27 protein-coding genes are annotated in these 23,664 nt (G+C 44.9%); 17 read left to right on the forward strand and 10 right to left on the reverse strand.

Annotated elements, in window-relative coordinates; genetic code table 11:
• Positions 1-31: 31 nt before the first annotated feature.
• The 9 genes from Q0R37_RS00870 to dnaA all read right to left on the reverse strand — a co-directional run bounded on the left by Q0R37_RS00870 (position 32) and on the right by dnaA (position 7,719).
• Positions 32-604 (reverse strand): YcxB family protein, encoded by a 573-nt coding sequence (locus Q0R37_RS00870; RefSeq protein WP_294750124.1) that lies wholly within the window; start codon positions 602-604, stop codon positions 32-34.
• 14 nt (positions 605-618) lie between these two features.
• Complete coding sequence (gene gyrB / locus Q0R37_RS00875; RefSeq protein WP_294750126.1) at positions 619-2,589, reverse strand: DNA topoisomerase (ATP-hydrolyzing) subunit B; 1,971 nt, start codon at positions 2,587-2,589, stop codon at positions 619-621.
• A 3-nt stretch (positions 2,590-2,592) separates the two neighbouring features.
• Positions 2,593-3,156, reverse strand: coding sequence for a transposase (locus Q0R37_RS00880; RefSeq protein WP_294750127.1), 564 nt, complete (start codon positions 3,154-3,156; stop codon positions 2,593-2,595).
• A 1-nt stretch (position 3,157) separates the two neighbouring features.
• The gene (gene remB / locus Q0R37_RS00885) at positions 3,158-3,418 is read right to left on the reverse strand and encodes an extracellular matrix regulator RemB (RefSeq protein WP_294750129.1); all 261 of its coding nucleotides are present in this window, start codon (positions 3,416-3,418) and stop codon (positions 3,158-3,160) included.
• On the reverse strand, positions 3,396-3,737 hold the full coding sequence (locus Q0R37_RS00890; RefSeq protein WP_294750131.1) for a hypothetical protein: 342 nt from the start codon (positions 3,735-3,737) through the stop codon (positions 3,396-3,398). The genes remB and Q0R37_RS00890 overlap by 23 nt, the downstream gene beginning before the upstream one ends.
• Before the next feature lie 78 nt (positions 3,738-3,815).
• Positions 3,816-4,544, reverse strand: a complete 729-nt coding sequence (gene recF, locus Q0R37_RS00895; protein ID WP_294750132.1) for a DNA replication and repair protein RecF — start codon at positions 4,542-4,544, stop codon at positions 3,816-3,818.
• On the reverse strand, positions 4,541-4,750 hold the full coding sequence (locus Q0R37_RS00900) for an RNA-binding S4 domain-containing protein (RefSeq protein WP_294750134.1): 210 nt from the start codon (positions 4,748-4,750) through the stop codon (positions 4,541-4,543). The genes recF and Q0R37_RS00900 overlap by 4 nt, the downstream gene beginning before the upstream one ends.
• Before the next feature lie 31 nt (positions 4,751-4,781).
• On the reverse strand, positions 4,782-5,885 hold the full coding sequence (gene dnaN / locus Q0R37_RS00905; RefSeq protein WP_294750136.1) for a DNA polymerase III subunit beta: 1,104 nt from the start codon (positions 5,883-5,885) through the stop codon (positions 4,782-4,784).
• 463 nt (positions 5,886-6,348) lie between these two features.
• Positions 6,349-7,719, reverse strand: a complete 1,371-nt coding sequence (gene dnaA, locus Q0R37_RS00910; RefSeq protein WP_294750138.1) for a chromosomal replication initiator protein DnaA — start codon at positions 7,717-7,719, stop codon at positions 6,349-6,351.
• 526 nt (positions 7,720-8,245) lie between these two features.
• Between dnaA and rpmH the strand changes: the two genes are divergently transcribed.
• The 12 genes from rpmH to serS all read left to right on the forward strand — a co-directional run bounded on the left by rpmH (position 8,246) and on the right by serS (position 19,495).
• The gene (gene rpmH / locus Q0R37_RS00915; RefSeq protein ID WP_009986162.1) at positions 8,246-8,380 is read left to right on the forward strand and encodes a 50S ribosomal protein L34; all 135 of its coding nucleotides are present in this window, start codon (positions 8,246-8,248) and stop codon (positions 8,378-8,380) included.
• A gap of 66 nt (positions 8,381-8,446) precedes the next feature.
• Positions 8,447-8,815, forward strand: coding sequence for a ribonuclease P protein component (gene rnpA / locus Q0R37_RS00920; RefSeq protein WP_294750140.1), 369 nt, complete (start codon positions 8,447-8,449; stop codon positions 8,813-8,815).
• Positions 8,812-9,093, forward strand: coding sequence for a membrane protein insertion efficiency factor YidD (gene yidD, locus Q0R37_RS00925; RefSeq protein ID WP_294750142.1), 282 nt, complete (start codon positions 8,812-8,814; stop codon positions 9,091-9,093). The genes rnpA and yidD overlap by 4 nt, the downstream gene beginning before the upstream one ends.
• Before the next feature lie 12 nt (positions 9,094-9,105).
• Entirely contained in the window at positions 9,106-10,251 is a 1,146-nt protein-coding gene (locus tag Q0R37_RS00930) for a YidC/Oxa1 family membrane protein insertase (RefSeq protein WP_294750144.1), read from the forward strand.
• Positions 10,252-10,272: 21 nt separating this feature from the next.
• Entirely contained in the window at positions 10,273-11,367 is a 1,095-nt protein-coding gene (gene jag / locus Q0R37_RS00935; protein ID WP_294750146.1) for an RNA-binding cell elongation regulator Jag/EloR, read from the forward strand.
• Positions 11,368-11,420: 53 nt separating this feature from the next.
• Positions 11,421-12,782 carry a tRNA uridine-5-carboxymethylaminomethyl(34) synthesis GTPase MnmE gene (mnmE, locus tag Q0R37_RS00940; protein ID WP_294750148.1) on the forward strand — a complete coding sequence of 454 codons (1,362 nt, stop codon included), beginning with the start codon at positions 11,421-11,423 and terminating at the stop codon, positions 12,780-12,782.
• A gap of 33 nt (positions 12,783-12,815) precedes the next feature.
• A complete protein-coding gene (gene mnmG, locus Q0R37_RS00945) occupies positions 12,816-14,705 on the forward strand; it encodes a tRNA uridine-5-carboxymethylaminomethyl(34) synthesis enzyme MnmG (protein ID WP_294750150.1) in 1,890 nt (629 codons plus the stop codon).
• Entirely contained in the window at positions 14,695-15,399 is a 705-nt protein-coding gene (gene rsmG / locus Q0R37_RS00950) for a 16S rRNA (guanine(527)-N(7))-methyltransferase RsmG (protein WP_294750152.1), read from the forward strand. The genes mnmG and rsmG overlap by 11 nt, the downstream gene beginning before the upstream one ends.
• A gap of 119 nt (positions 15,400-15,518) precedes the next feature.
• Entirely contained in the window at positions 15,519-16,334 is an 816-nt protein-coding gene (locus Q0R37_RS00955; RefSeq protein ID WP_294750154.1) for a ParB/RepB/Spo0J family partition protein, read from the forward strand.
• Positions 16,335-16,491: 157 nt separating this feature from the next.
• On the forward strand, positions 16,492-17,319 hold the full coding sequence (locus Q0R37_RS00960; RefSeq protein WP_294750156.1) for a ParA family protein: 828 nt from the start codon (positions 16,492-16,494) through the stop codon (positions 17,317-17,319).
• 17 nt (positions 17,320-17,336) lie between these two features.
• Positions 17,337-18,191, forward strand: coding sequence for a ParB/RepB/Spo0J family partition protein (locus Q0R37_RS00965; RefSeq protein ID WP_294750158.1), 855 nt, complete (start codon positions 17,337-17,339; stop codon positions 18,189-18,191).
• 11 nt (positions 18,192-18,202) lie between these two features.
• Positions 18,203-19,495, forward strand: coding sequence for a serine--tRNA ligase (gene serS, locus Q0R37_RS00970; RefSeq protein WP_294750160.1), 1,293 nt, complete (start codon positions 18,203-18,205; stop codon positions 19,493-19,495).
• A 172-nt stretch (positions 19,496-19,667) separates the two neighbouring features.
• On the opposite strand, the gene Q0R37_RS00975 is transcribed toward serS, so the two are convergent.
• Positions 19,668-19,787, reverse strand: a complete 120-nt coding sequence (locus tag Q0R37_RS00975) for a DUF3789 domain-containing protein (protein ID WP_366517384.1) — start codon at positions 19,785-19,787, stop codon at positions 19,668-19,670.
• Between the two features lie 181 nt (positions 19,788-19,968).
• Between Q0R37_RS00975 and Q0R37_RS00980 the strand changes: the two genes are divergently transcribed.
• The 5 genes from Q0R37_RS00980 to Q0R37_RS01000 all read left to right on the forward strand — a co-directional run bounded on the left by Q0R37_RS00980 (position 19,969) and on the right by Q0R37_RS01000 (position 23,510).
• Positions 19,969-21,126, forward strand: coding sequence for an FprA family A-type flavoprotein (locus Q0R37_RS00980; protein ID WP_294750162.1), 1,158 nt, complete (start codon positions 19,969-19,971; stop codon positions 21,124-21,126).
• Between the two features lie 22 nt (positions 21,127-21,148).
• Entirely contained in the window at positions 21,149-21,352 is a 204-nt protein-coding gene (locus Q0R37_RS00985; RefSeq protein ID WP_294750164.1) for a ferredoxin-thioredoxin reductase catalytic domain-containing protein, read from the forward strand.
• Between the two features lie 70 nt (positions 21,353-21,422).
• Positions 21,423-21,743: a thioredoxin gene (trxA, locus tag Q0R37_RS00990; protein ID WP_294750166.1), complete on the forward strand. Its 321-nt coding sequence runs from the start codon at positions 21,423-21,425 to the stop codon at positions 21,741-21,743.
• A gap of 242 nt (positions 21,744-21,985) precedes the next feature.
• Positions 21,986-22,483, forward strand: a complete 498-nt coding sequence (locus Q0R37_RS00995; protein WP_294750168.1) for an RNA polymerase sigma factor — start codon at positions 21,986-21,988, stop codon at positions 22,481-22,483.
• Positions 22,470-23,510: a hypothetical protein gene (locus Q0R37_RS01000; RefSeq protein ID WP_294750170.1), complete on the forward strand. Its 1,041-nt coding sequence runs from the start codon at positions 22,470-22,472 to the stop codon at positions 23,508-23,510. Before Q0R37_RS00995 ends, Q0R37_RS01000 begins: the two co-directional genes overlap by 14 nt.
• Positions 23,511-23,664: the final 154 nt, after the last annotated feature.

Consider the following 23,664-nt stretch of genomic DNA (forward strand, 5'->3'; position numbering starts at 1 on the left):
TCCTGAGAGAATTTATTTTAATTCGCAGTTTTCATTTCTGAGTGTCTCTGACCGTTTTCAGCTCCTCTTCCGAAAATCCTTCCTTCGGAAGTATATATATCTTTTCCTTTCCCGACAATATCAGGAAAAAGCCGTCATATTCAAGAAGCTGATAGTTCTCGTCCGTATTTATCCTTGTCTTTTCGGGAAGCGGGTCTTCTTCCTCCGCCTCTGAGCTCTCCTCATCGGAAAGATCTTCCAAATCGTCAGAAACAGTGGATATATCAACGTAATTATCGGCTATGCCTATTTTGTATACTGGTTCGCCCAGAGCTTTTACCGATTCGGTAAGGCTGCGGCGCTTTTTTTTCGGATTGTACCACTCGCGGAAAGCGAATGCACAAGCCATGAGAATGGCAAGATATGTCAGGTATTTCTGTTTATCCGAAGCATCATTCATGGATAATATCCCGAATATCAGCATTACAAGCGCTATCGCAGCAAATATTGCCATATAGATACAGCTTTTGGGATAAATGTATTTTTTCTGGAACGCAAGGTACGCCTCGCTGAAAAGAGCGGCAGGCACCTTGTATTCCTTTTCGAGCTTGTAGTTTTCTTCCATGTTTTCCGAATCCTTTATATATCGAGATCCTGTGCGAATTTAGCGTTTTTCTCTATGAAAAGACGTCTTGGCTCTACCTTGTCGCCCATGAGTATGCTGAATGTCTCGTCAGCCTTGAGAGCGTCCTCCATTCCTATCCTTACGATAGTACGGTGCTCGGGGTCCATAGTGGTCTCCCAGAGCTGTTCGGGATCCATTTCACCAAGACCTTTGTAACGCTGTACAGCAACGTCATTATACTTTCCGTCCTCAGAGAGCTCAGCGATGAATTTTTCTTTCTCCTCATCGGAAAATGCGTAGCGTACATTTTTCTTGCGCTCCACCTTGAAAAGAGGCGGCTGAGCTATATATATGTTTCCGTTGGTTATGAGAGGTCTCATGTAACGGAAGAAGAATGTGAGCAGAAGAGTTCTGATGTGCATACCGTCAACATCGGCATCGGCCATGATGATGACTTTTCCGTAGCGGAGCTTCTCTATATCGAAGTCCTCGCCGATACCCGTTCCGAGAGCAGTGACTACGGGCTCCAGCTTGTCATTGCCGTAAATACGGTCTATACGCGCCTTTTCAACATTGAGCATTTTTCCCCACAGAGGAAGTATAGCCTGATAGCGTCTGTCGCGTCCCTGCTTTGCGGAACCTCCCGCAGAATCTCCCTCGACGATGTATACTTCGGTATATCTTGCATCGCGCTCGGAGCAGTCAGCCAGCTTTTCGGGCATGGAATTATTTCCGAATGCGTTCTTTTTACGCTCTGCCTCTCTTGCTCGCTTTGCAGCTTCTCTTGCTCTTGAAGCGGAAAGGCATTTTTCAAATATGATATTTGCGGTATCGGGATTTTCTTCAAGGAAGTTCATGAGTTTCTCGGTGACGAGCTTCTCGACGAAGGGCTTAACCTCAGGATTTCCGAGACGTCCCTTTGTCTGTCCTTCAAATTCGCACTCTGTGAGCTTTACGGACACGATAGCGGTAAGTCCCTCTAAAACGTCCTCTTTTCTCAGGCTCTCTATTTCCTTTTTGGGAGCGTCCTTGCCCTTCTTATTGCTGTCCTTTTCCTTGAACTTTCCGAATTTCTTTCCGTACTCGTTGATTACTTTAAGAAGCGCGTTCTTGAAGCCTGTCTCGTGAGTTCCGCCGTCCTTTGTGTGAATATTGTTAGCAAATGAGAATACAACGTCATTGTAGCTGTCGTTGTACTGCATGGCTATTTCCGCAAATGCGTCGCCCTGAGTTCCCGAAACGTATATAACATCTCCGCTGATAGCTTCATTTCCGCGGACTGCGTTAAGATGCTCGACAAACTGTCGGATACCGCCCTCATAGTGGAGAGTTTCGCCGATAGTTTCGGTCTTATTTCGCTTGTCTGTGAAGATTATCTTTATTCCCGCATTAAGGAAAGCCTGTTCGCGCAGACGCTTCAGAAGCACCTCGTACTCATAGACTGTACTCTCGAAGATCTCGCCGTCAGCCTTGAACATAACGGTAGTACCTGTTTCCTTGGTATCGCCTATGACCTTGATCTCCTCATCGTAGTGACCGCGCTGAAAGCGCTGGAAGTAAACGTGCTCGCCGTCCTTTACGGTGAGCTCCAGCCATTCCGACAGAGCGTTTACTACAGATGCGCCGACGCCGTGGAGACCGCCCGATACCTTATATCCGCCGCCGCCGAACTTACCGCCTGCGTGGAGTATGGTATATACGACTGTTGCTGCCGATATTCCCTCTTTCGGGTGTATACCTACGGGGATTCCTCGTCCGTTGTCGGATACGCGGATAACGTCGCCCTCGAGTATCTCAACAGTTATCTCGGTACAGAAGCCTGCAAGCGCTTCGTCTATGGAGTTGTCAACTATCTCGTAAACGAGGTGGTGAAGTCCGCCCGGTCCTGTTGAACCGATGTACATACCCGGTCTTTTGCGGACTGCCTCCAGTCCTTCAAGGACTTGTATGTCGTTTTCATCGTAGTTATTGTTCTGCTGACTCATGATTTACCTCCAATGATTTTGGTTGTATATGTCATTTACCCAGTTTATGGGATTATTGTCTATGTAGGCACAAATTTCAAGGAATTCCTTTTCATTGCGGATTATGTGGTCGTGGAATGATTTCTGCCATAATGAAAATCCTATTTGTTTTGTTGATATTGATTTCAAACCATTAATGATCTGAGAAACGGATTTTGTAGGGAACGCCGCCCTCGGCGTTCCGTTCTTCAACGGTTTATCCTCATAATCCGAAACAAATAATATCATATGGATATGGTCTGGCATTATCACATATTTCGTAACAGAAACATATCTGTATATATCATTTATTTTTTTGATATTTTCATTTACGATTTTTCCGTATTCGGTCAATTTTACGATCGGAACGTCAAATATATCATTTCCCGTCATTATATTTTGCGGAACGCCGAGGGCGGCGTTCCCTACAGAGATAATGTCCGACAGATATTTTTCTCTGTCTTTGGTGCATATGGTTATGAAATACAGACCATTCGACGAATAATCGTAATTTTCCAATCTGTTCAGCTTGCGGTCAGCATTTTCCATATCAGAACCCGCCGCCCTCTTTGATACGCTTCCTCAGCGTTGCCGCCGACAGCTGTGATATATATACTCTCTCTCTGCCGTTCTTCATGGTTATTATGAAGCTTTTCGGCATCTCATAGGTGGTATATATGCAGTGATGATCCTTTTCCGCTCTTTCAAGCAGCTTCTTGGTACACTTTTCAACAGTTGTGTTCTCGATGTCGAAAATCCCCACCACATCTCTTATATCCACCGTGTAATTATTCCCTATGTGAAGATACATCTTCTTCCACCTCAACAGCGCTCCCATTGCTGATATGCAGGACCTTTCCCTTTATTTCGGGAAGAAGCGCATTTTCATTCGGAGTTGTTATGAACACCTGCATATCCCTGATGATATCAAACACGAACCGCTGACGGTTTTCGTCAAGCTCGCCCATAACATCGTCAAGGAATATAACAGGAGCGTCCTTCGACTTCTGCATATAGATCTCAGCTTGTGCAAGCTTCATAACGAGCGCTGCACTCTTTATCTGTCCCTGAGAACCGAAATCCTTGGCGCTGACGCCGTTGATCTTTATGAGTATCTCGTCGCGGTTCACACCTGCATGGGTGCTTCCCGTTCTTATGTCGTATTCCGAGGTCTCGGAAAGCTTTCTGTAGTACTGCTCGTAAGCCTTTTAGTAACAGGGTATTTCAAAATCCTCATTTTTGTAGAAATTTGACCTGTATTCAAGCTCGAGCTCCTCTGTTCCGCCCGAAATAGTGCGGTAAAGCCTGCCGCATATCCCGTTGAACTTCTGTATATACTCATACCTCATATAGGATATGACGGCTCCTTCCTTTGAAGCCTGCCTGTCCCATATCTCAAGTATGCTTTTGTCTGTATTTCCCTGCATTATGCCCTTTAAAAGAGCATTTCTCTGATTCATTATGGCATTGTTCTTGTTCAGATGCATAACGAAAACAGGATTGAGCTGAGAAGCTGCCATATCTATGAAATTTCGCCTTTTTTCGGGAGAGCCCTTTATTATTTCAACATCGTCGGGAATAAAGGCGATACACTTAAAAACATCGAATAAAGCTCTCGTACCCTTCTGCTTTACGCCGTTAAGGTGTATACTTTTGGGATTTGAAGCGCTTTTCGTCATTTCAAAGGATATCTTCTGTTCCCTTACGCTGTCAAGGAGCTTTATCTTCGACTCCATACGGTTACCGTCAAGGCGGATATAGTCCTTTTCCTTTGAGCCGCGGAAGCTCTTGCAGCCCGAAAGTATCCACATCGCTTCAAGAAGATTGGTTTTTCCCTGAGCGTTTGGTCCGACAATAATATTGTACTTGGGATCGGGGGCAAAGGATATACCGTTCAGGTTCCTGAAGCCGTCTATGTCCGCATAGGTGATTATCACTCTACGATTACCTCTTGTCCGCCGAGCTTTACCTTGTCCCCGGGGCGTATCTTTTTGCCCCTCATGGTGCAAACCTCGCCGTTTACAAGAACTTCACCGTCCTGTATGAGCTGTTTTGCTTCTCCGCCCGAGCCAACAAGCGAAGCGAACTTCAGAAGAGCGTCCAGCTTTATGAACTCGGTAGTTATCTTTATCTTTTCAGCCATAACGACCAGCCTTTCAATAGCTTATTTTACGTCAGTTTTTGAGCTGTATGGGCATTACGAGGAATATGAAACTCTCTCCTTCAAGGGGAAGTATCTCTATTACCTTCATAGCTCCGTTGAGGCGGATGCGTACCTTATCGCCCTCAGCCGCGCGGAGAGCTTCCAGTATGAGCTTGTTATTGAAGCCGATAGTAACAGTTTCACCCGAAATATCGGCAGAAATAGCGTCATTTATCTTGCCTATTCCTGTTTTGCAGCTTATCTTCATAACGCCGTTTCCGATCTCGCAGCGTATGGGAGACTTGTTCTTGTCATCGATAAGCAGCGAGCAGCGCTCAAGACTGGTGGAGAAATCTCTCTTGCTTATTATTACCTCTGTCTTGCAGCCGCTTGGTATACTTAGCTTATAGTTATGGAAAACGCCTTCGAGAAGTCTTGATATCACGAAAACGTTGCCTATCTCGAAAATAATGTGGCGGTCATTGGTGCAGACAGTGCAGAGCTTGTCGGTATCGTCCTTGATAAGTGTTGATACCTCGAGAAGAGCCTTTTTCGGTACTACGAAATGGTACTTCTCGGTGCAGTCTGTCATTTCATTCCTGATCGCCAGTCTGAAGCCGTCTATGGCTACCATATTGAAACTGCCGTCCTCTATGTCGAAAAGCTCGCCTGTGAGTACGGGCTTGCTCTCGTTGAGGGAAGCAGCATAGCTTGTCATATTTATCATGGATTTGAGTGTGCTCTGCTTTACGGAGAAGCTCCTTGCGGAATCTACCTTCGGGAGCTCGGGATATTCGCTTGCGGACATTGCAGGGAAGCTGCACTCCGTAGCGCTGCAGGAGATGCTGATAACAAGATTGTCGTCAATGTCAAAGGTTATGCGGTCTCCCGACATCTTTCTTGTGAATTCGCTGAAAAGTCTTGTGCTTACAACGAATTCTCCCTCTCCCTCAGTATCGGCATTGATAGAGGTGCGTATACCCATTTCGAGGTTATAAGCGGTAAGCTCTACACTTCCCTCTGATATGCGTACCTTTATTCCTTCAAGGGCAGGTATGGTGGATTTCTGTGATACTGCTCTGGAGACATTTCCTATTGCCTCACTGATCTCTGTTTTATCGCAAATGAATTTCATTGTATATGACTCCTTTGAACTCAGCTTATAAAGATAAGCTAAGATAAGAATAAATATATTGTTGTTGTTATTGTGTCGGTGGAAAAGTTGGAACGTGCCTTTTTTGAAGATATAAGCCGCACAGCTCGTCCACACCGCACTGTTGTGAAATTTTTGAAATTGGGGAAAATGAAAATTCCTGTCCGTTTTTGTGTTTAAAAGGTTTATTGATGTTGAGTTGAAATGGAAAAATAGTTGAGAAAAAAGTGGAAAGGGATATTTTGTAATATTTTTTGATATTTTATTTCACAATGGTGTTAAGTGTTGAAAATCAAAGATGTTGAAATCAATCCTGACTTTTTATGTAGGGTAATAATCAAGTCGGAATGTTTTCGGTCAAAATCTGATTGGTAATACCAAAACAGTTTTTAACATTGTGTTGAAAACTGTGTTTAAACATAAGCTTTTCAACATTATAAACAGTTTAAACCTTGCTCTTGTCCTTGATGTTCTTGATAATATCGTTTACGAGATTTTTGAGGTTGTTATCCTTTTCCATTGACTCGGTAACGCTGGTCACGGAGTAAACGATGGTTGAATGGTCTCTGCCGCCGAACTCGGTTCCTATGGAAGCAAGAGGCATCTGTGTGATCTCTCTTACAACGTAGATAGCTACCTTACGCGCTGTGGATATCTGAGCGGAGCGCTTGCTCGAACGGAGATCGTCGGGAGATACGCCGTACACTGTGGATACCTCGGAGATGATCTTCTCAACTGTTATCGGTATTGGCTGCTCGTCTGTGAGGACGTCGCGGATAACGCTCTGAGCCATTGATATGGTTATGGGGCTTCCTGCGAAGTGGTTGAGAGCCTTAAGGCGTACAACTGCGCCTTCAAGCTGTCTGATGTTTGATTTCAGGCGGTTAGCCATGAATTCAGCGACCTCGCTTGGCATTTTAAGCTCAAGAAGCTCGGATTTTCTGTTTATGATAGCAAGTCTTGTCTCGTAATCCGGAGCTGATATATCAGCTATGAGACCACCCTCGAAACGTGTGCGGAGACGCTCTTCAAGGGTGAGCAGCTCCTTTGGCGGCTTATCCGAGGTGATAACTATCTGCTTGCCCTCCTGATGGAGCTTGTAGAAGGTGTGGAAGAACTCCTCCTGCATACGCTCTCTTCCCGAGAAGAACTGGATATCGTCTATGAGAAGTATATCCGCATTTCTGTACTTGTCGTGGAAGTCCGATATGGAGCTCTTGTTGAGAGCGCTTACCAGATCGCTTCCGAAGGTCTCGCTGGTAACGTAAACGATATTGAAATCGGGATGATTTTTCCTTACCTCATTGGCGATAGCCGTGATAAGGTGAGTTTTTCCCATTCCCGAGGGTCCGTATATGAACAGCGGATTATAATCGGGAACTGCCTTTGAGCCGCAGTTCTTTGCGACTGACTTGCTGCAGGCAAGGGCGAACTCGTTTGATCTGCCCTCGATGAAGGTATCAAAGGTATAATCGTAATTTGCGAATTTATATGACTGTTCAAACTCGGCGTGCTTCTGCTCGAGCTCTGCGTCCGTGGGTACCTTTATCTTTTCGGGCTCGTCGGACTGTACATTTATGACGATATTCACATTAAGTCCGAGGACGTTGAAGAAAGCATCCTTGAGGATCTCGTTGTATGTAGTCATTACTATATTCTTCTGAAAGTCTGTCTGTACGCTGAAAATAGCTTCTGATCCGTTGAAATTAACGGGAACGAGCGGATCAATCCATGTTTTTATTCCTATTTCGGGTATTTTTCCGTTTTCGAGACAGTAGCCCTTTACTGTTTCAAAAACCTCGTCAAATGAATTCATAGAAACCTCCGAATGATTGTAAGTTTTGATGGAGAAAAATTCGATACTCTCCTATATTAATATATAAGACAATTATACCATAAACGGCATTGAAATGCAAGCAAATTTCACTGTCAAGTATTTAAAAAATGAATGGTTTTTTAACACGTAAATTGACATATTGTTGAAAACTGTGTTGAATGATAAGAGAAAAGCTTCGGATATCTCTGTCCTGCGCCTGTGAAATTGTTGAATGACGGTTGTGAATAATTTTTTTTGACAATTTTTATGATTTTTCGGACCGAAAATAAAAATCAGACAATGTGTTGAAATTTCAAGGTTTAATATTCAAGATATATTGGTAAAAAAACTGAAAATGATTTCGGCGGTAAAAAAATTTCCCGAATTGCTTGACACAAAGGCTTTTTTAATATATAATGATTTAGTGTAATGCAGGGCAAGCTGTCTCTGTACGCAAAAAAAGACGATCAGAGCTGTTGATTAGGACGGCTCTTGTATATGATTTGAAGAGAGGAGGACACTGAATATGAAAAGAACATATCAGCCTAAGAAGCTCCACAGAAAGAAGGAGCACGGCTTCATGAAGAGAATGGCTACTAAGAACGGCAGAAAGGTTTTAGCTCGTAGAAGATCTAAGGGCAGAGCAAGATTAACTCACTGACGAGGCTGACCACAAAATATAAATTTTGTGGTCTTTTTTGTTAGGACACTGTATGCAGGTGCAAATATGCTTTATACGGAAATATTGAACGATAATAAGGACTTCCTTACCCTGTACAAAAAGGGTAAGTATGCTGCCTCAAAATATTCGGTCATCTATGTCAGACCAAACGGCAGACCCTTCAACCGCCTCGGCATCACCGCAGGCAAAAAGGTGGGCAATGCCGTCTGCCGCAACAGAGCAAAAAGACTTATCCGCCTCGCCTACCGCAGTTCGGAAGTGAATATGCCTGTTGGCATGGATATAGTCATAGTGGCAAGAGCTGCTATATGCAGCATAAAGTCAGACGAATACTGCGGCTATATGGAAAAATACGGCATAAATGACATAAACAGGATGTTCAGAAGCTTTGATGTCAAGAATAAACGTATATGAAATATATTGTTCTGGGGATCATAAAAATATACCGGAAATTCATTTCTCCGCTTTTTCCCCCTAAATGCAAATATTATCCCACCTGCAGCACCTACGCTTTGAAAGCTGTTGAGCGCTTCGGCGCTGTAAGAGGTTCGGCTCTTGCCGTGTGGAGGATCCTCCGCTGCAATCCATGGTCAATGGGCGGCATAGACTACGTTCCCGAAAAGTTTACTTTCAGGGTGAAAAAGTACGACTTCATCGATCCTGATTACGGCGATGATGATATCAATAATTAAGAGGGATGAATATTGAACGCACTTTATGACATTATCGGTGTGCCTTTCGGCTATCTGATGAGACTTATTTACTCGCTATGCAATAACTACGCCGTGGCTATCATACTTTTCACGGTAGTTACGAGAATACTGCTCTTCCCCGTCAATTACAAGACACAGAAGAGCGCTGCAAGAATGCAGCTTTTAAACCCAAAGCTTGAAAAGTTAAGAAAAAGCTTCGCAAACAATCCTCAGAGATTGCAGGAGGAACAGCAGAAGCTTTACCAGCAGGAGGGAGTGAACCCCATGGGCTCATGTCTTCCCGCATTTATACAGATGTTCCTGCTTTTCGGTGTTATCGACGTTATCTACAAACCGATAACCCATATCCTGAATATATCCAAGAATATTATCGAGAATGCTGTTGATATCGCAAGAGGTATCACAGAGGACAAAAACCTTAACATGAGCAACCTAAGATGCGAGCTCATGACTATGGAAAATCTCAGCAACAACAGAGAAAAGTATTCTTCGCTGGGTGAGAATTTCCTCACAAAGGTATCTGAATTCAACGAGAGATTTACACTTTTCGGTGCAAATCTCGGAAAAACTCCTACCCTGCACCCCGAAAGCTGGACAAAGGAAGCAATAATACTTGTTTCTATCCCTTTCCTTGCAGGTCTTTCACAGCTTCTTGTATCTGTTTACGGTCAGATACATCAGAAAAAGACCAATCCCGCAGGACAGCCCGGAGGCGGATGTATGTCTGTAATGCTTTACGGACTTCCCCTCCTTTCCATATGGTTCGCATTCCAGGTACCCGCAGGTATAGGATTTTACTGGATATGGTCATCAGTATTCGCATTCATTATAACCTTTGCGCTTAACTGCTATTTTACTCCCGAGCGTGTAAAGGAAATAAATGAACAGGAAAAAGAAAAAGCAAGAATTTATGCAGAGAAACATCCGAACAAGAAGACCTTCATGCAGAAAATGATGGAACAGCAGGCTGCTCTTGAGGAACAGAAGAACGCTTCTTCATCTTCTTCGGGCAAGGCAAGCGGCATCTCACGTTCAGAACAGAACAGGCAGAACCGCGACAAGCTCAAGGAAGCAAGAAAACGTATGGCTGAAAAGTATGGAGATTCTTACGAGGATGATAATGATGAAGAGGACTGAGTCCTCAGGGAGGTATAAAGTATGACAGAAATTTTCACAGCAAGATCCGTTGAAGAGGCTAAGGAAATGGCCGCAGAGAAGTTCGGAAAAAAGATCGGTGAGATCACATTTGAAATTCTTGATGAAGGTAAAAAAGGTCTTTTCGGAATAGGTTCAAAAGAAGCAAAAGTAAAGGCAACTGTTGCAGACAGCAGCACTGTACAGGCTGCAGCTCCGAAGGCTGCTCCCGAAGCTCCTGTGACAACAGCAGCTCCCGAGAAAAAGGCTGAGCCTGTGACAAAGACAGCAGCAGCCGAAAAGCCTATTGCAACAACAGAAACAAAGGCTGCCGAGACTGTAAAGGCTGTAACAGAAAAGTCTGAGAAAAAAGCAGCTGAGGCTGAAAATGCTCCCGAAGCTCTTGACGAGGAAGCATACTCACTCGACAACTTTACCCTTATCGAGGACGAAGCTCTTATCAATCCAAAGGTAAAGCTCGCAATGGACTACATCAGAAGCATACTCAGAGCTATGGATGTTGACGTTGAATTCAAGGTATATCAGAACGAAACAGGTGCTGTAGTAAATCTCGAAAGCGACAATAACGGCACAATCATCGGCAGACGCGGTGAGACACTCGATTCTATCCAGTACCTCTGCTCTATAATCGCAAACAAGGGCGATAAGGACTACTACAGGATCACTATTGACTGTCTCGGCTACAGAAACAAGAGAAAGGATACTCTTGAGCAGCTCGCTGCAAAGGTTGCAAAGTCTGTTCTCAGAACAGGCCGTTCACAGCCCCTTGAGCCCATGAATCCCTACGAGAGAAGAGTTATCCACTCAGCTATATCAAATATCGAAGGAGTTTCTTCACGTTCAGTCGGCGAAGAGCCTTACAGAAAGATAATCATTTCTTCAAATAACCCGAGAAGAGGCGGCGGCAGACGCGATAACAGACGCGACGGCGGCAGAAGAAATGACAACAGAAGGAACGGCGGTCAGAGAAACCGCGACAGAGAGGTAAATATGGAGCGCAGAAGCGTTGACCTCTCAACAAGCTTTGAAAAGGACTATAAGAGACCAAAGCCCGAGGACGAGATACAGGGCGGTCTTTACGGCAAGATCGAGCTTTGATAGAATATCTGAAACAACGGCGTAATGCCGTTGTTTTTTTAGGAAGTGATAAGATGTCAACAATAGCTGCCATATCTACTCCCAATGCAATGGGCGGAATTGCGGTGATACGCATATCGGGCGAGGACGCTCTGGAAGTTGCGGAAAAGATATTCTCCCCTTTCGGAAAGAAGAAGGTCGCGGATATGGAAGGCTATACCTGTGCATACGGTATAGCTCACGACGGTGAGGAACACCTTGATGACTGCATACTTACAGTGTTCCGCGCTCCTCACAGCTACACGGGTGAGGATATTGCGGAGCTGTCATGTCACGGAGGTCTGTACGTCACAAGAAAAGTACTGAGAGCAGCTCTTGCCAACGGAGCTGTAAACGCCGAAGCGGGCGAGTTCACAAAGAGAGCTTACCTCAACGGCAAGCTTGACCTGACACAGGCAGAAGCTGTAATGGATATTATTTCCGCAAAGGGCGAGCGTGAGCTGAAAATGGCTGAAAGTCTCCGCGAGGGTGCGGCTTTCAGAAAGGCGAAAAAATGCTCGGACAAGCTGCTGAAGATACTCGGTGACCTTGCTGCGTGGGCGGATTATCCCGAGGAGGATATCCCCGAGGTGCGCCCCGAGGTTTTATCCGAGGAGCTGAAAAGTGTTCGTGATGATCTGAGCTCCCTCATAAAGAATTATGACAGCGGCCGTATTCTGCGGGAGGGCGTGGCTACTGCCATTATCGGCCGTCCGAATGTGGGAAAGTCCACACTTTTCAATTGCCTCAGCGGCTGCGAAAGGAGCATCGTTACCGAGATCGCAGGTACGACGAGGGATATAATCGAGGAGTCGGTGCGTATCGGCGACATCACACTGAGGCTCTCTGACACGGCGGGTATCCACGAGACCGATGATGTTATCGAGGGTATCGGAGTTGAAATGGCTGAGAAAATGATCTCAAAGTCGGAGCTCGTAATCGCAGTTTTTGACGGAAGTTGTCCACTCACGGAGGACGATCTGTATTTAATTAATAAAATAAACAAAAGCAATACTGTTGCCGTAATTAATAAAAATGATATTGAACAGTTCCTTGACACTTCCCTGCTTGAGCAAAAAATACAACATATTGTATATCTTTCTGCCAAGGAAAATACGGGTGTGAATGATCTTTACGATAAAATTCAGACCATTTTCAAGCTCAATGAAGCTGATTTTGATACTGCAACAGCTGCAAACGAACGTCAGAAAAAGTGTATAGACAAGGCACTGGAAGGTATTGAAAGTGCTATTTCATCACTTGAAATCGGTGAAATGCTCGATGCTGTGAATATTCTTGTTGACGAAGCTGAGCAGTCGCTGCTTATGCTTACAGGTGAAAAAGTCACGGATGTTGTTGTTGATGAAGTTTTTTCACGCTTTTGTGTAGGAAAGTAATGTTTCATGTGAAACAATGAAGGAGGGATATTTTTGAATTACGAAATGGGTGAATTTGATGTGGCAGTTGTCGGCGCCGGTCACGCGGGAGTTGAAGCAGCTCTTGCAGCTGCAAGGCTCGGCTGCAAAACTGTCATGTTCACCATATCACTGGATCAGATCGCAAATATGCCCTGCAACCCCTCAATCGGCGGAACTGCAAAGGGTCATTTGGTGCGTGAAATAGACGCTTTAGGTGGAGAAATGGGAAAAGCTGCGGATAAATGCTTCATACAGAGCAGAATGCTCAACCGCGGAAAAGGTCCTGCTGTCCACAGTCTGAGAGTTCAGGCGGACAGAGTTGAGTACCATAAGTACATGAAAAATGTCTGCGAAAAACAGAAAAATCTGTTTGTAAAGCAGGCAGAAATATCAGATGTAATAGTAGAAAATCAGAGGATCACAGGTGTCAGGACTAAACTCGGTGCTGAGTATAAAGTAAAAGCTGTCATAATTGCCACGGGAACTTACCTAAAAGGCAAGATACATATTGGTGAGGTTTCATATGAAAGCGGACCCGATTCAGCTCTCCCAAGCAATCTTCTTTCAAAAAGTCTTATTGACAGCGGTGTGGAGCTCCGCAGATTCAAGACAGGAACACCCTGCCGTGTCAACAAAAGAAGTATTAATTTTGATATAATGGAAAGACAGGACGGCGACGAAAAAATCGTCCCCTTCTCATTTGAGACTGATCCAGAGAAGCTTGATAATAAAGTAAGCTGTTATGTGACATATACCAACAGTAAAACTCATGAAGTGATACTCGCAAACCTTGACAGATCACCCTTATACTCAGGCAGAATAGAAGGAGTAGGACCGAGGTACTGTCCGTCAATTGAGGACAAGATAGTCAGGTTTTCAGATAAACCCCGACATCAGCTCTTTGTAGAGCCTATGGGAATGAGCACAGAAGAGTACTATTTGCAGGGAATGTCGTCATCGCTGCCCGAGGACGTACAGCTTGCATTTCTCAGGACAATAGACGGACTTGAGGACGTAGAGATAATGAGACCTGCATACGCCATAGAGTATGACTGCTGCAATCCGAATCAGCTGCTCCCTACCCTTGAATTCAAGAACGTGGAGGGACTTTACGGCGCAGGACAGTTCAACGGAAGCTCAGGCTATGAGGAGGCGGCGGCGCAGGGAATAGTCGCGGGCATTAATGCTGCACTTAAAATAAAAGGAAAAGAGCCGATGATTCTTGACCGCGCGAGCTCCTATATAGGTACTTTGGTGGACGATCTCGTTACCAAGGGCTGTTCAGACCCCTACAGAATGATGACCTCACGAAGCGAGTACAGGCTTATTCTGCGGCAGGATAACGCCGATCAAAGGCTTACTCCCATTGGTCACAGGCTCGGGCTTATCTCTCAGGAGCGCTTCGATGCGCTTCTTGAAAAGGAAAGGCTTACCGCAGAGGAGATTCAAAGAGTTTCAAAGCTCAATATATCGCCATCTGAGGAGCTTAATGAGTTCCTTGAGTCAAAAGGAACTTCCCCTCTTGCTACGGGCTGCAAGATGTCCGATCTTATCAGGCGTCCGCAGATTTACTACAATGATCTTGCGGAATTTGACGGGGAAAGACCTGATCTGCCCGCAGATGTTGCGGAACAGGTAGAGCTTCAGATAAAGTATGAGGGCTACATCCAGAAGCAGCTCCAGCAGATTGAGCAAATGCGAAAAATGGAGTCAAAAAAGCTTCCGAAGGACCTCGATTACAGCATGATCTACGGTCTGAGGCTTGAGGCCGCTGAAAAACTGAACAAGATAAAGCCACTTTCAATCGGTCAGGCTTCGCGTATTTCAGGAGTTTCCCCTGCCGATGTTTCAATGCTTGCGGTGTGGCTCATGCACGAGAAGGGAGAAAACGATGCTTCCTGATCTTGATTATTGCAGAAATGAATTTAAGTCCGTCGGGTTTGAGCTTTCACGTGAGCTTTATGAGAAGCTGGATATTTACGCGGATTTTCTCGTTGAGTACAATGAAAAAGTCAATCTTACGGCAATTACAGACCCTTCCGAAATACTGAAAAAGCATTTTATTGACAGTATCGCTCTTTCAAAATACGTTGCAATTTCCGATAATTCGTCAATTATTGACGTCGGAACAGGTGCGGGCTTTCCGTCCGTTCCCCTTAAGCTTTTCAGACCTGATATAAAGCTCACCCTGCTTGATAGTCTTAATAAGCGTGTGGAGTTCCTTCGTCAGCTCTGCGAAAAGCTTGGTATCGAAGCGGAGTTCATTCACGGACGCGCCGAGGACTTTTCAAAACTCTCTGAGTACAGGGAAAAATACGACTTCTCATGTGCCCGTGCAGTTGCTAATCTCTCACTTCTCAGCGAGTTCTGCATACCTTTTGTAAAAGTCGGCGGCAGCTTCATATCTATGAAAGGACCGACTGAGGATATATCCGAGGGCGAGAAAGCTGTAAAGCTCCTTGGCGGTGAGATCTCTGATATTGCAGAATATGACCTTTTCGGCGAGCAGCGCAGGATAATAATTGTAAAGAAAATATCGCAGACTCCGCCAAAATATCCGCGAAATAGCAGTCAGATCAAGAAGAAACAGCTCTGACCGTTTTGAAAATTGTCACAAGATCCGTCGTTTTAGCGATAAACGGCGGATTTTTTTTATGGAAAATATTTCCGACAGGTGTTAAAATTAAACTATCAACTTGATCGGAGGTCACAAACATGGCAGGATTTTTAAATTTTACCAAGGAACGCCTTGTAAACAAGGTCGTAGAAATATCAACAGATGACATAATATCGAACCCAAATCAGCCCCGCTCGGACTTTTCGGAGGATATATCTCAGCTTGCAGACTCTATCGCACAGAACGGCATATTGCAGCCAATATCAGTCCGTAGAAAGGGCTCGAAGTATGAGCTAATTGCGGGAGAGCGACGACTTAGAGCGGCTAAGCTATGCGGTTTTCCGGTAGTTCCCTGCATAGTTCACGAAGTCAGCGACAGACATTCGGCAGTTCTTGCACTTGTGGAGAATATCCAGCGGCAGGATCTTTCTTTCTTCGATGAAGCATCTGCTATCGAGAAGCTCATAACTCTTTACGGTATGACGCAGGAGGACGCGGCTTCAAAGCTCGGAAGAGCTCAGAGTACAATTGCGAATAAGCTCAGATTGCTCCGTCTGACCGAAAAGGAAAGAGCTCTTATCACTCAGTACGGACTTACTGAACGTCACGCAAGGGCGCTCCTGCGCCTCGGAAGTGCCGAGGACAGGCTTTTTATACTTGATAAGATCATTAAATGTGATCTTAATGTTGAGCGCTCGGAGAAGCTCATCGACGAGTTCATCGGCAGCAAAAGAGATAAGGTAAGTTATAAAAAACGCTCAGTTGTGTTTCAGAATGTGAAGCTTTTTGTAAACACTATTAATAAAGCAATAGAGACCATGCAGGCTGCTGGGATCTCTGCGGACTCACGAAAGATACAGAATGAAGATTATATTGAATACCGTGTAAGGATACCAATTCAGAAAAAGACCTGACACAATTGTTTCACATGAAACATTTTTATGTTTCATGTGTTTTTTTATTGCAGAATGTTTCATGTGAAACAAATTTTGAAAAAAATCTCGGATAAATATTTACAATACCCTTTAAAAGTGCTATAATAGTATAAGTAAATCTTGAAAGGAAGATAATATGGGCAAGATAATCGCTGTTGCCAACCAGAAAGGTGGCGTAGGAAAAACAACAACCGTCATAAACATCGCAGCATATCTCGGTTCACGGGACTTCAAGATACTCTGTGTGGACGTCGATCCTCAGGGAAACACGACAACGGGCTTCGGTATCAAGAAAAAGTCCGTGAGCGTTTCCGCATATGACGTTATCACAGGCAAGGCTCGTGTACAGGAGGCTATTCTCACAACAGAGTTTGAGAATGTTTCAATAGTCCCTGCTACGGAAGCTCTTGCAGGCTGCGAGATCGAGCTCGTTGAGTTTGAGAACAGAGTCAACAGACTAAAAATGCAGCTGCTTACCTGCAAGGACGACTATGATTACATATTCATTGACTGTCCGCCTGCGCTCGGTACCATAACTATCAACGGACTTGTTGCCTGCGACAGTATCATCGTGCCCATGCTTGCGGAGTTCTATGCTCTTGAGGGACTTTCACAGCTTGTGAATACTATAAAAATAGTTAAAAATAATTATAATCCCGCACTTGAGATAGAGGGCATACTCTTCACGATGTTCGATGGCAGACTTAACCTTGCAAATGACGTTGTTGCAGAGGTGGAGAAGTACTTCCCGAACAAGCTGTTCAAGACAAGGATACCGAGAAATGTACGTATATCAGAAGCTCCCAGCCACGGAAAGCCTGTAATGTACTACGACAAGGGCTCAAAGGGTGCGGAGTCTTACGAGCTCGTTTGTCATGAGATACTTGGTGAACCGCTGGAGCTCCCGAAAAAGAAAAAGATATTTTCTTTCAAAAAAAACAGGAAAGGAAAACGTTCGTCTTGACGAATGAGGATTGAAATATGGCAAAAGGTGGTTTGGGCTTAGGCCTTGACACGCTGTTCATTGACAATGCCAATGAGGTACAGGTTAAAAAGACGCTCCGTACCGCTGAGTTAGAGCCTAACAGGGATCAGCCCCGTAAAGCGTTCAGCGACGAAGCGATAACAGCTCTTGCGGACTCAATACGCGAGCACGGTATGCTTCAGCCTATACTTGTTCGTCCGATCAGTTCGGGCGGCTATCAGATAGTAGCGGGCGAAAGAAGATGGAGAGCTGCAAGAATGGCGGGGCTTGATGAAGTACCTGTCACAATTCGTGAGCTCAGCGATCTTGAAACAATGCAGATCGCAATTATTGAGAACTTGCAGCGTGAAAATCTCAATCCCATTGAAGAAGCCGCAGGCTACAATGATCTTATCGAAAAATTCGGTATGACGCAGGAAAAAGTGGCAAAAATGGTGGGACGCTCCCGTTCGGCAGTTGCCAACGCCGTGAGGATACTTTCACTTCCGGACAGAGTGTTGAAAATGGTGGAGAACGGCGAGCTTTCCGCAGGACACGCAAGGGCTCTGCTGGGCTTTGAAGATGAGGAAATGCTCATTGCAACGGCTCTGAGAGCTGCCGACGGAGGACTGACTGTACGTCAGGTGGAAAAGGCTGCACAGAAGTCAGCGGAACATTCCGAGGAAGCATCTGCTGCAAAGTCAAACAGGAAAATTGATAATTATTTTAAGGAAATGGAACTCTCGCTCAATGAGCGCCTCGGCAGAAAGGTCAAGGTGGATTACGGCAAGAACAAGGGCGCTCTGATACTTGAATTCTATGATAAAAACGACCTCGCCGCACTGGCTGAAAAGCTTGCAAAAGAGGACTAAGGAGAATAAATATGATTGACATTAAGCTTATAAGAACAAATCCCGAACTCGTAAAGGAAAACATCAAAAAGAAGTTCCAGAACGACAAGCTGGAGCTCGTTGACAAGGTAGCCGAGCTGGACAAGCAGTACAGAGAGACCAAGCTCGCCTGTGACAATCTCAGAAATACCCGTAATGTAAAGAGTAAAGAAATAGGCGGTCTCATGAAGAACGGTCAGAAGGAAGAGGCCGAAAAGATAAAGGCTGAGGTATCGGCAATGGGCAAGGAGCTCGAAGAAAAGGAGCAGCTCGAGATAAAGCTCGAAGCCGATATCCGCGAGATCATGCTCGTTATCCCGAATATCATCGACGAGACAGTTCCTATAGGAAAGGACGATACGGAGAACGTAGAGGTTGAGCGCTTCGGAGAGCCTGCTGTTCCTGCATTTGAAGTTCCTTACCACGTTGACATCATGGAGAGAGTAAACGGTATCGACATCGACAGCGCACGTAAGACGAGCGGCAACGGCTTCTACTATCTTTGCGGCGATATCGCACAGCTCCAGAGCTGCATACTCTCATACGCAAGAGACTTTATGATAGACAAGGGCTTTACTTACTATATCCCGCCTTTCATGATAAGAAGCAATGTTGTAACAGGCGTTATGAGCTTCGCTGAGATGGAAGGCATGATGTACAAGATAGAGGGCGAGGATCTTTACCTTATCGGTACCTCCGAGCACTCCATGATAGGCAAGTTCATTGATACTATAGTTCCCGAGGAGGAGCTCCCGAAGACTCTCACAAGCTATTCTCCCTGCTTCCGCAAGGAGGTCGGAGCTCACGGTATCGAGGAGCGCGGCGTATACCGCATACACCAGTTTGAAAAGCAGGAAATGGTCGTTGTATGTAAGCCCGAGGAGTCTATGGACTGGTTCCACAAGCTCTACAGCTATACAGTTGAGTTCTTCCGCACACTTGATATACCTGTACGTACTCTTGAGTGCTGCTCGGGAGACCTTGCAGACCTTAAGGTAAAGTCTATCGACGTTGAGGCGTGGTCGCCCCGTCAGAAGAAGTACTTCGAGGTAGGAAGCTGTTCAAATCTCGGCGACGCGCAGGCAAGACGTCTCGGCATCAGAGTAAAGGCTGAGGACGGCAGCAAGTACTTTGCACATACACTTAACAATACAGTTGTTGCTCCTCCGAGAATGCTCATCGCATTCCTTGAGAACAACCTCAACGAGGATGGTTCTATCCGTATACCAAAGGCACTCCAGCCCTATATGCGTAAGGATATCATTAAAGTTCCTGAGAAGAAGTAAGCACGATTTAAAGCGGTACAGTTCAAGCTGTGCCGCTTTTTTATGTATGACGATGTGTAGGGGCTGGCGTCCTCGACAGCTCGTAAATCTTCAAATGACAATATGTAGAGGACGCCGCCCTCGGCGTCCCGAGGGCGGCGTTACCTACAGGCTAACGGCTAATAGCTGAAGGCTAATTTATATGCTCGTCGCCCCACTTTGCCGCTGTGCAGAGGCACATCGTTATAACTCCAATTGTCCCGCCGAACATTGTACCTAAAATAAAATTTATCATTCTATCACCATTTTTCATATTATTATACTGATATTATTATGTGCTTTTTATTTCTGTATAATCACTTAAAAACATGAATATTTCCACTGTAATCAGACATAATATTAGAAAAATCTTTAAATTTGTTGCAAATGCCACTTTTCATATGCTTGTTTATATGATATAATAAGACCATAATTATGAAAAGAGGTAATTACCAATGAATAAGATAACTAATGACATTTACTACATCGGAGTCAACGATCATCAGGTCGACCTCTTTGAGGGACAGTATGATGTGCCCAACGGTATGGCATATAATTCATATATTATAGTTGATGAAAAAACAGCTGTTTTTGACACTGTTGACGGTAACTTCACAGACGAGTGGCTCGACAATATAACCGAGGTCCTTGCCGACAGAACGCCTGATTATATCATCGTTCAGCACATGGAGCCCGACCACTCCGCAAACCTTATGAACTTCCTCAGAAAGTACCCGAATACTACAGTTGTGGGAAACGCTAAGACCTTCGGCATGATAGACAATTTCTTCGACGGGATTTCTATCGCAAACAAGCTTGAGGTCAAGGAAGGGGAGAAGCTCTCACTTGGCAAGCATGAGCTTTCATTCGTATTTGCTCCCATGGTTCACTGGCCTGAGGTAATGTTCACATACGACAGCAAAGACAAGGTGCTCTTCTCGGCTGACGCTTTCGGAAAGTTCGGAGCTCTCGACGTTGAGGAGGACTGGGCTTGCGAAGCCCGCCGTTACTATTTCGGTATCGTAGGCAAGTACGGCGTACAGGTACAGGGCGTACTCAAAAAGGCTGCCGCACTTGATATACAGACTATATGTCCTCTCCACGGACCTATCCTTAAAGAAAATCTCGGATACTATCTCGGACTTTACAACACATGGTCAAGCTACGGCGTTGAGTCGGAGGGCGTATTCATTGCCTATACATCGGTTTACGGCAATACAAAGAAGGCTGCGGAGCTTCTCAAGGAAAAGCTTGAAGCAAAGGGCTGCCCGAAGGTCGCTATTGCAGACCTTGCAAGAGAGGACATGGCAGAGTCCGTTGAGGACGCATTCCGCTACGGAAAGCTTGTTATCGCAACTACTACCTACAATGCCGATATATTCCCGTTCATGAAGCACTTCATTCTCGACCTCACAGAGAGGAATTATCAGAACCGCACTATCGGTATCATCGAGAACGGAAGCTGGGCAGCTACAGCTGCAAAGGTAGTAAAGTCCATGTTCGAGAAGTCAAAGAACATCACATTCACAGATACCACAGTATCTGTAAAGTCAGCTGTAAAGGCAGCAAATATAGCCGAAATAGAGGCACTTGCGGACGAGCTGATGAAATAAAATATTCAAGGAGGGACTGAATATGAAAGTTACACTCAATCCCGACAAAGAAGTTGTTGACAGAATAAAAGAGGGACTTAAATTAAAGGACGGCTACTGTCCGTGCAGACTTGCGAAAACTCCCGAAAACAAATGTATGTGCAAGGAGTTCCGTGACCAGATAGCAGACCCGAATTTTGAGGGCTTCTGCCACTGTATGCTGTATTATAAGTCGCTGGCGGACTAAGACAGGTTTACGGCGGCACAGACCGTCTTTACGCAAAAGAGTTTGAATAACAGTTCAGAGGAGGTCTAATATGAACGAAGTAGTGATAACAAAGGAAAACTTCCAGAGGGAAGTGCTTAATTATAAGGATACCCCCGTTCTTCTCGATTTCTGGGCAATGTGGTGCGGACCCTGTATGGCACTCGGACCTGTTATAGAGCAGATAGCCGACGAATACAAGGGAAAAATAAAGGTCGGCAAGGTAAATGTTGACGAACAGCCCGAGCTTGCATCTGCTTTCAGAGTTGAGAACATTCCGCTGCTCGTAGTAGTCAAGGACGGACTTCCCGTAAAGCAGTCTGTGGGACTTCAGCCTAAGGAAGAGATCCTGAAAATGATCGATATAAAGTAACAACAAAGCTCACTGATGAAAGTCGGTGAGCTTTACTGTTGCAGGGGCTGATGCCAACATCAGTCCGACAACGAAAAGGCAAGGGGCGATGCAGGCATCGCCCCTACACATTTGTCATTCATAATTCATGATGTATCTGCGGGCGCAAACTGTGCGCCCCTGCAAAAAAATATGCACGAAAACTCTTCTCACGATTGTATATATTATTGAAGCGACGCTTCCGACTGAAAGGAGGAATTGCCATGAAAGACAGTTCAGCGCTGTACGCATTCAATAAATTCGGAGACACCGTTCTGCGGGCTGCCTATGCTATGACGGGAAGCTATTACGAAGCAGAGGACATAACACAGGAGGTCTTTCTGACGCTCCATGTAAAGCCGCAGAGCTTTGATACCGATGAACATATGAAAGCATGGCTGCTTCGTTCAGCCATAAACCGCTGCAAAAACTACAGAAAAAGCGCACGTATACTTAGAAATTCACCCCTTGACGAGGCTCTCGAAAATACCCTGAGCTGTGAGTTCACGCCTCGGGACAGCGAGATAAGAGAGAGGATAGAAAAGCTCCCCGAGAAGTATGCAGCAGTGATATTCCTTTATTACTATGAAGAGTATACCATAAAGGAGATAGCTGCGCTTACGGGGAAAAATGAGAATACTGTGAGCTCGCTTTTGCAGCGCGGAAGAAAGAAACTTAAAACAGAGCTTGAAGAGGAGGATCTCATGTATGAAACGAGATGAATATAACGGTTTTCTTCGCAGGGTAAAGTGCAGTGACGAGTTCCGCAGCCGTATGCGGGAAAAGCTCAGCTCACCCACTATAGAAATGCATGAATACGCGGACAGTGTAAGCGGTACAGAGGTCATCACAGCAAGGCACAGCTGGGGAAGGATAGCTGCTATGGCAGCAGCCTTCGTGCTTGTATGCGGAGCTGTGGGCGGCGGAGCATATCAGCTTTCACGTATGAACGGCAGTTCAAAGCAGGGAAGCAGCGGAGACAGTATCAGCACTGACAATATCGACCTGAATGCGCCAATATACGATAATATGAGGGCAAATAAAGCATATTTCAATACGGATATGGTTTTATGGGAAGACCTCAGCGGCAATATTTACACCAAGAATAATGTGAATACAGAAAAGTTCTTTGATTACATGGACAAGTTCGACACTACAGCCGAGATAGAAAAAGAAGACTTTGACTCAACCATGAGGTGTATCAAATTATATTTCGATTGCAGGACAGGTGAAGTAAAGGATCACTGCTATGCCTTTGAACTGTACGATAACGGATGTTATATACTCCGTGAGAATGATAAGGGTCATGAAGTAAAGGACGAAGAGAGAGAAACATATCACGAATTTGTTGAGGGCAATAAGGTTTTTCATGATATCCTGAATATGTATGCTGACGAGGCGACTATTGAGATATTTGACAGAGTTACGCATAAGGAGCTCGAAAACGAGATAAGCAACGGCTTCAAGAACAACCCATACGACAAAGCGTACTACTATATAGCAGACGAAAACAGGCAGGAAGAATATACTCTTACAGGCAGAGAAGAATTTGCAAACGAGCTCATGGCGTTTGAATGGGAAAGAGCGCCTATAAGAAGCGGCGATGTAAACAGCTATGATTTTGGTTTTGTTGCAGCAGAGGACGGCTATATACAGTTCGGTATCGGAAAGACATACAAGCTCAAAAACGAAAGTGACCTCGAAGCCTACAATGATGTTCTGAAAAAGCACCTGATAAAAAATAACTGAAACTGAAAGGAATAAAGAACAACAGAAAGTTGCTATTTATAAAATTCTATGATATAAGCTCGGAGCCCGCGCCGCCATGTTCGCGGCAAAGATATGAAAAGCGGCAGTTTACTTCCGCGAGTGTTGCCATTCGGATAATTTTATGATATAATAA

Origin of the sequence: uncultured Ruminococcus sp., assembly GCF_946415235.1 — a bacterium.
Taxonomy (GTDB): domain Bacteria; phylum Bacillota; class Clostridia; order Oscillospirales; family Ruminococcaceae; genus Ruminococcus.

Excerpts from the sequence above, each read along its gene's own strand:
- rpmH (WP_009986162.1), top strand. The coding sequence starts at position 8,246 with ATGAAAAGAACATATCAGCCTAAGAAGCTCCACAGAAAGAAGGAGCAC.
- jag (WP_294750146.1), top strand. The coding sequence starts at position 10,273 with ATGACAGAAATTTTCACAGCAAGATCCGTTGAAGAGGCTAAGGAAATG.
- Q0R37_RS00980 (WP_294750162.1), top strand. The coding sequence starts at position 19,969 with ATGAATAAGATAACTAATGACATTTACTACATCGGAGTCAACGATCAT.
- Q0R37_RS00965 (WP_294750158.1), top strand. The coding sequence starts at position 17,337 with ATGGCAAAAGGTGGTTTGGGCTTAGGCCTTGACACGCTGTTCATTGAC.
- rsmG (WP_294750152.1), top strand. The coding sequence starts at position 14,695 with ATGCTTCCTGATCTTGATTATTGCAGAAATGAATTTAAGTCCGTCGGG.
- gyrB (WP_294750126.1), bottom strand. The coding sequence starts at position 2,589 with ATGAGTCAGCAGAACAATAACTACGATGAAAACGACATACAAGTCCTT.
- Q0R37_RS00880 (WP_294750127.1), bottom strand. The coding sequence starts at position 3,156 with ATGGAAAATGCTGACCGCAAGCTGAACAGATTGGAAAATTACGATTAT.
- rnpA (WP_294750140.1), top strand. The coding sequence starts at position 8,447 with ATGCTTTATACGGAAATATTGAACGATAATAAGGACTTCCTTACCCTG.
- dnaN (WP_294750136.1), bottom strand. The coding sequence starts at position 5,885 with ATGAAATTCATTTGCGATAAAACAGAGATCAGTGAGGCAATAGGAAAT.
- yidD (WP_294750142.1), top strand. The coding sequence starts at position 8,812 with ATGAAATATATTGTTCTGGGGATCATAAAAATATACCGGAAATTCATT.
- Q0R37_RS00870 (WP_294750124.1), bottom strand. The coding sequence starts at position 604 with ATGGAAGAAAACTACAAGCTCGAAAAGGAATACAAGGTGCCTGCCGCT.
- Q0R37_RS00985 (WP_294750164.1), top strand. The coding sequence starts at position 21,149 with ATGAAAGTTACACTCAATCCCGACAAAGAAGTTGTTGACAGAATAAAA.
- mnmE (WP_294750148.1), top strand. The coding sequence starts at position 11,421 with ATGTCAACAATAGCTGCCATATCTACTCCCAATGCAATGGGCGGAATT.
- Q0R37_RS00995 (WP_294750168.1), top strand. The coding sequence starts at position 21,986 with ATGAAAGACAGTTCAGCGCTGTACGCATTCAATAAATTCGGAGACACC.
- Q0R37_RS00960 (WP_294750156.1), top strand. The coding sequence starts at position 16,492 with ATGGGCAAGATAATCGCTGTTGCCAACCAGAAAGGTGGCGTAGGAAAA.
- Q0R37_RS00955 (WP_294750154.1), top strand. The coding sequence starts at position 15,519 with ATGGCAGGATTTTTAAATTTTACCAAGGAACGCCTTGTAAACAAGGTC.
- trxA (WP_294750166.1), top strand. The coding sequence starts at position 21,423 with ATGAACGAAGTAGTGATAACAAAGGAAAACTTCCAGAGGGAAGTGCTT.
- Q0R37_RS00975 (WP_366517384.1), bottom strand. The coding sequence starts at position 19,787 with ATGAAAAATGGTGATAGAATGATAAATTTTATTTTAGGTACAATGTTC.
- Q0R37_RS00900 (WP_294750134.1), bottom strand. The coding sequence starts at position 4,750 with ATGGCTGAAAAGATAAAGATAACTACCGAGTTCATAAAGCTGGACGCT.
- remB (WP_294750129.1), bottom strand. The coding sequence starts at position 3,418 with ATGTATCTTCACATAGGGAATAATTACACGGTGGATATAAGAGATGTG.
- Q0R37_RS01000 (WP_294750170.1), top strand. The coding sequence starts at position 22,470 with ATGAAACGAGATGAATATAACGGTTTTCTTCGCAGGGTAAAGTGCAGT.
- serS (WP_294750160.1), top strand. The coding sequence starts at position 18,203 with ATGATTGACATTAAGCTTATAAGAACAAATCCCGAACTCGTAAAGGAA.
- dnaA (WP_294750138.1), bottom strand. The coding sequence starts at position 7,719 with ATGAATTCATTTGACGAGGTTTTTGAAACAGTAAAGGGCTACTGTCTC.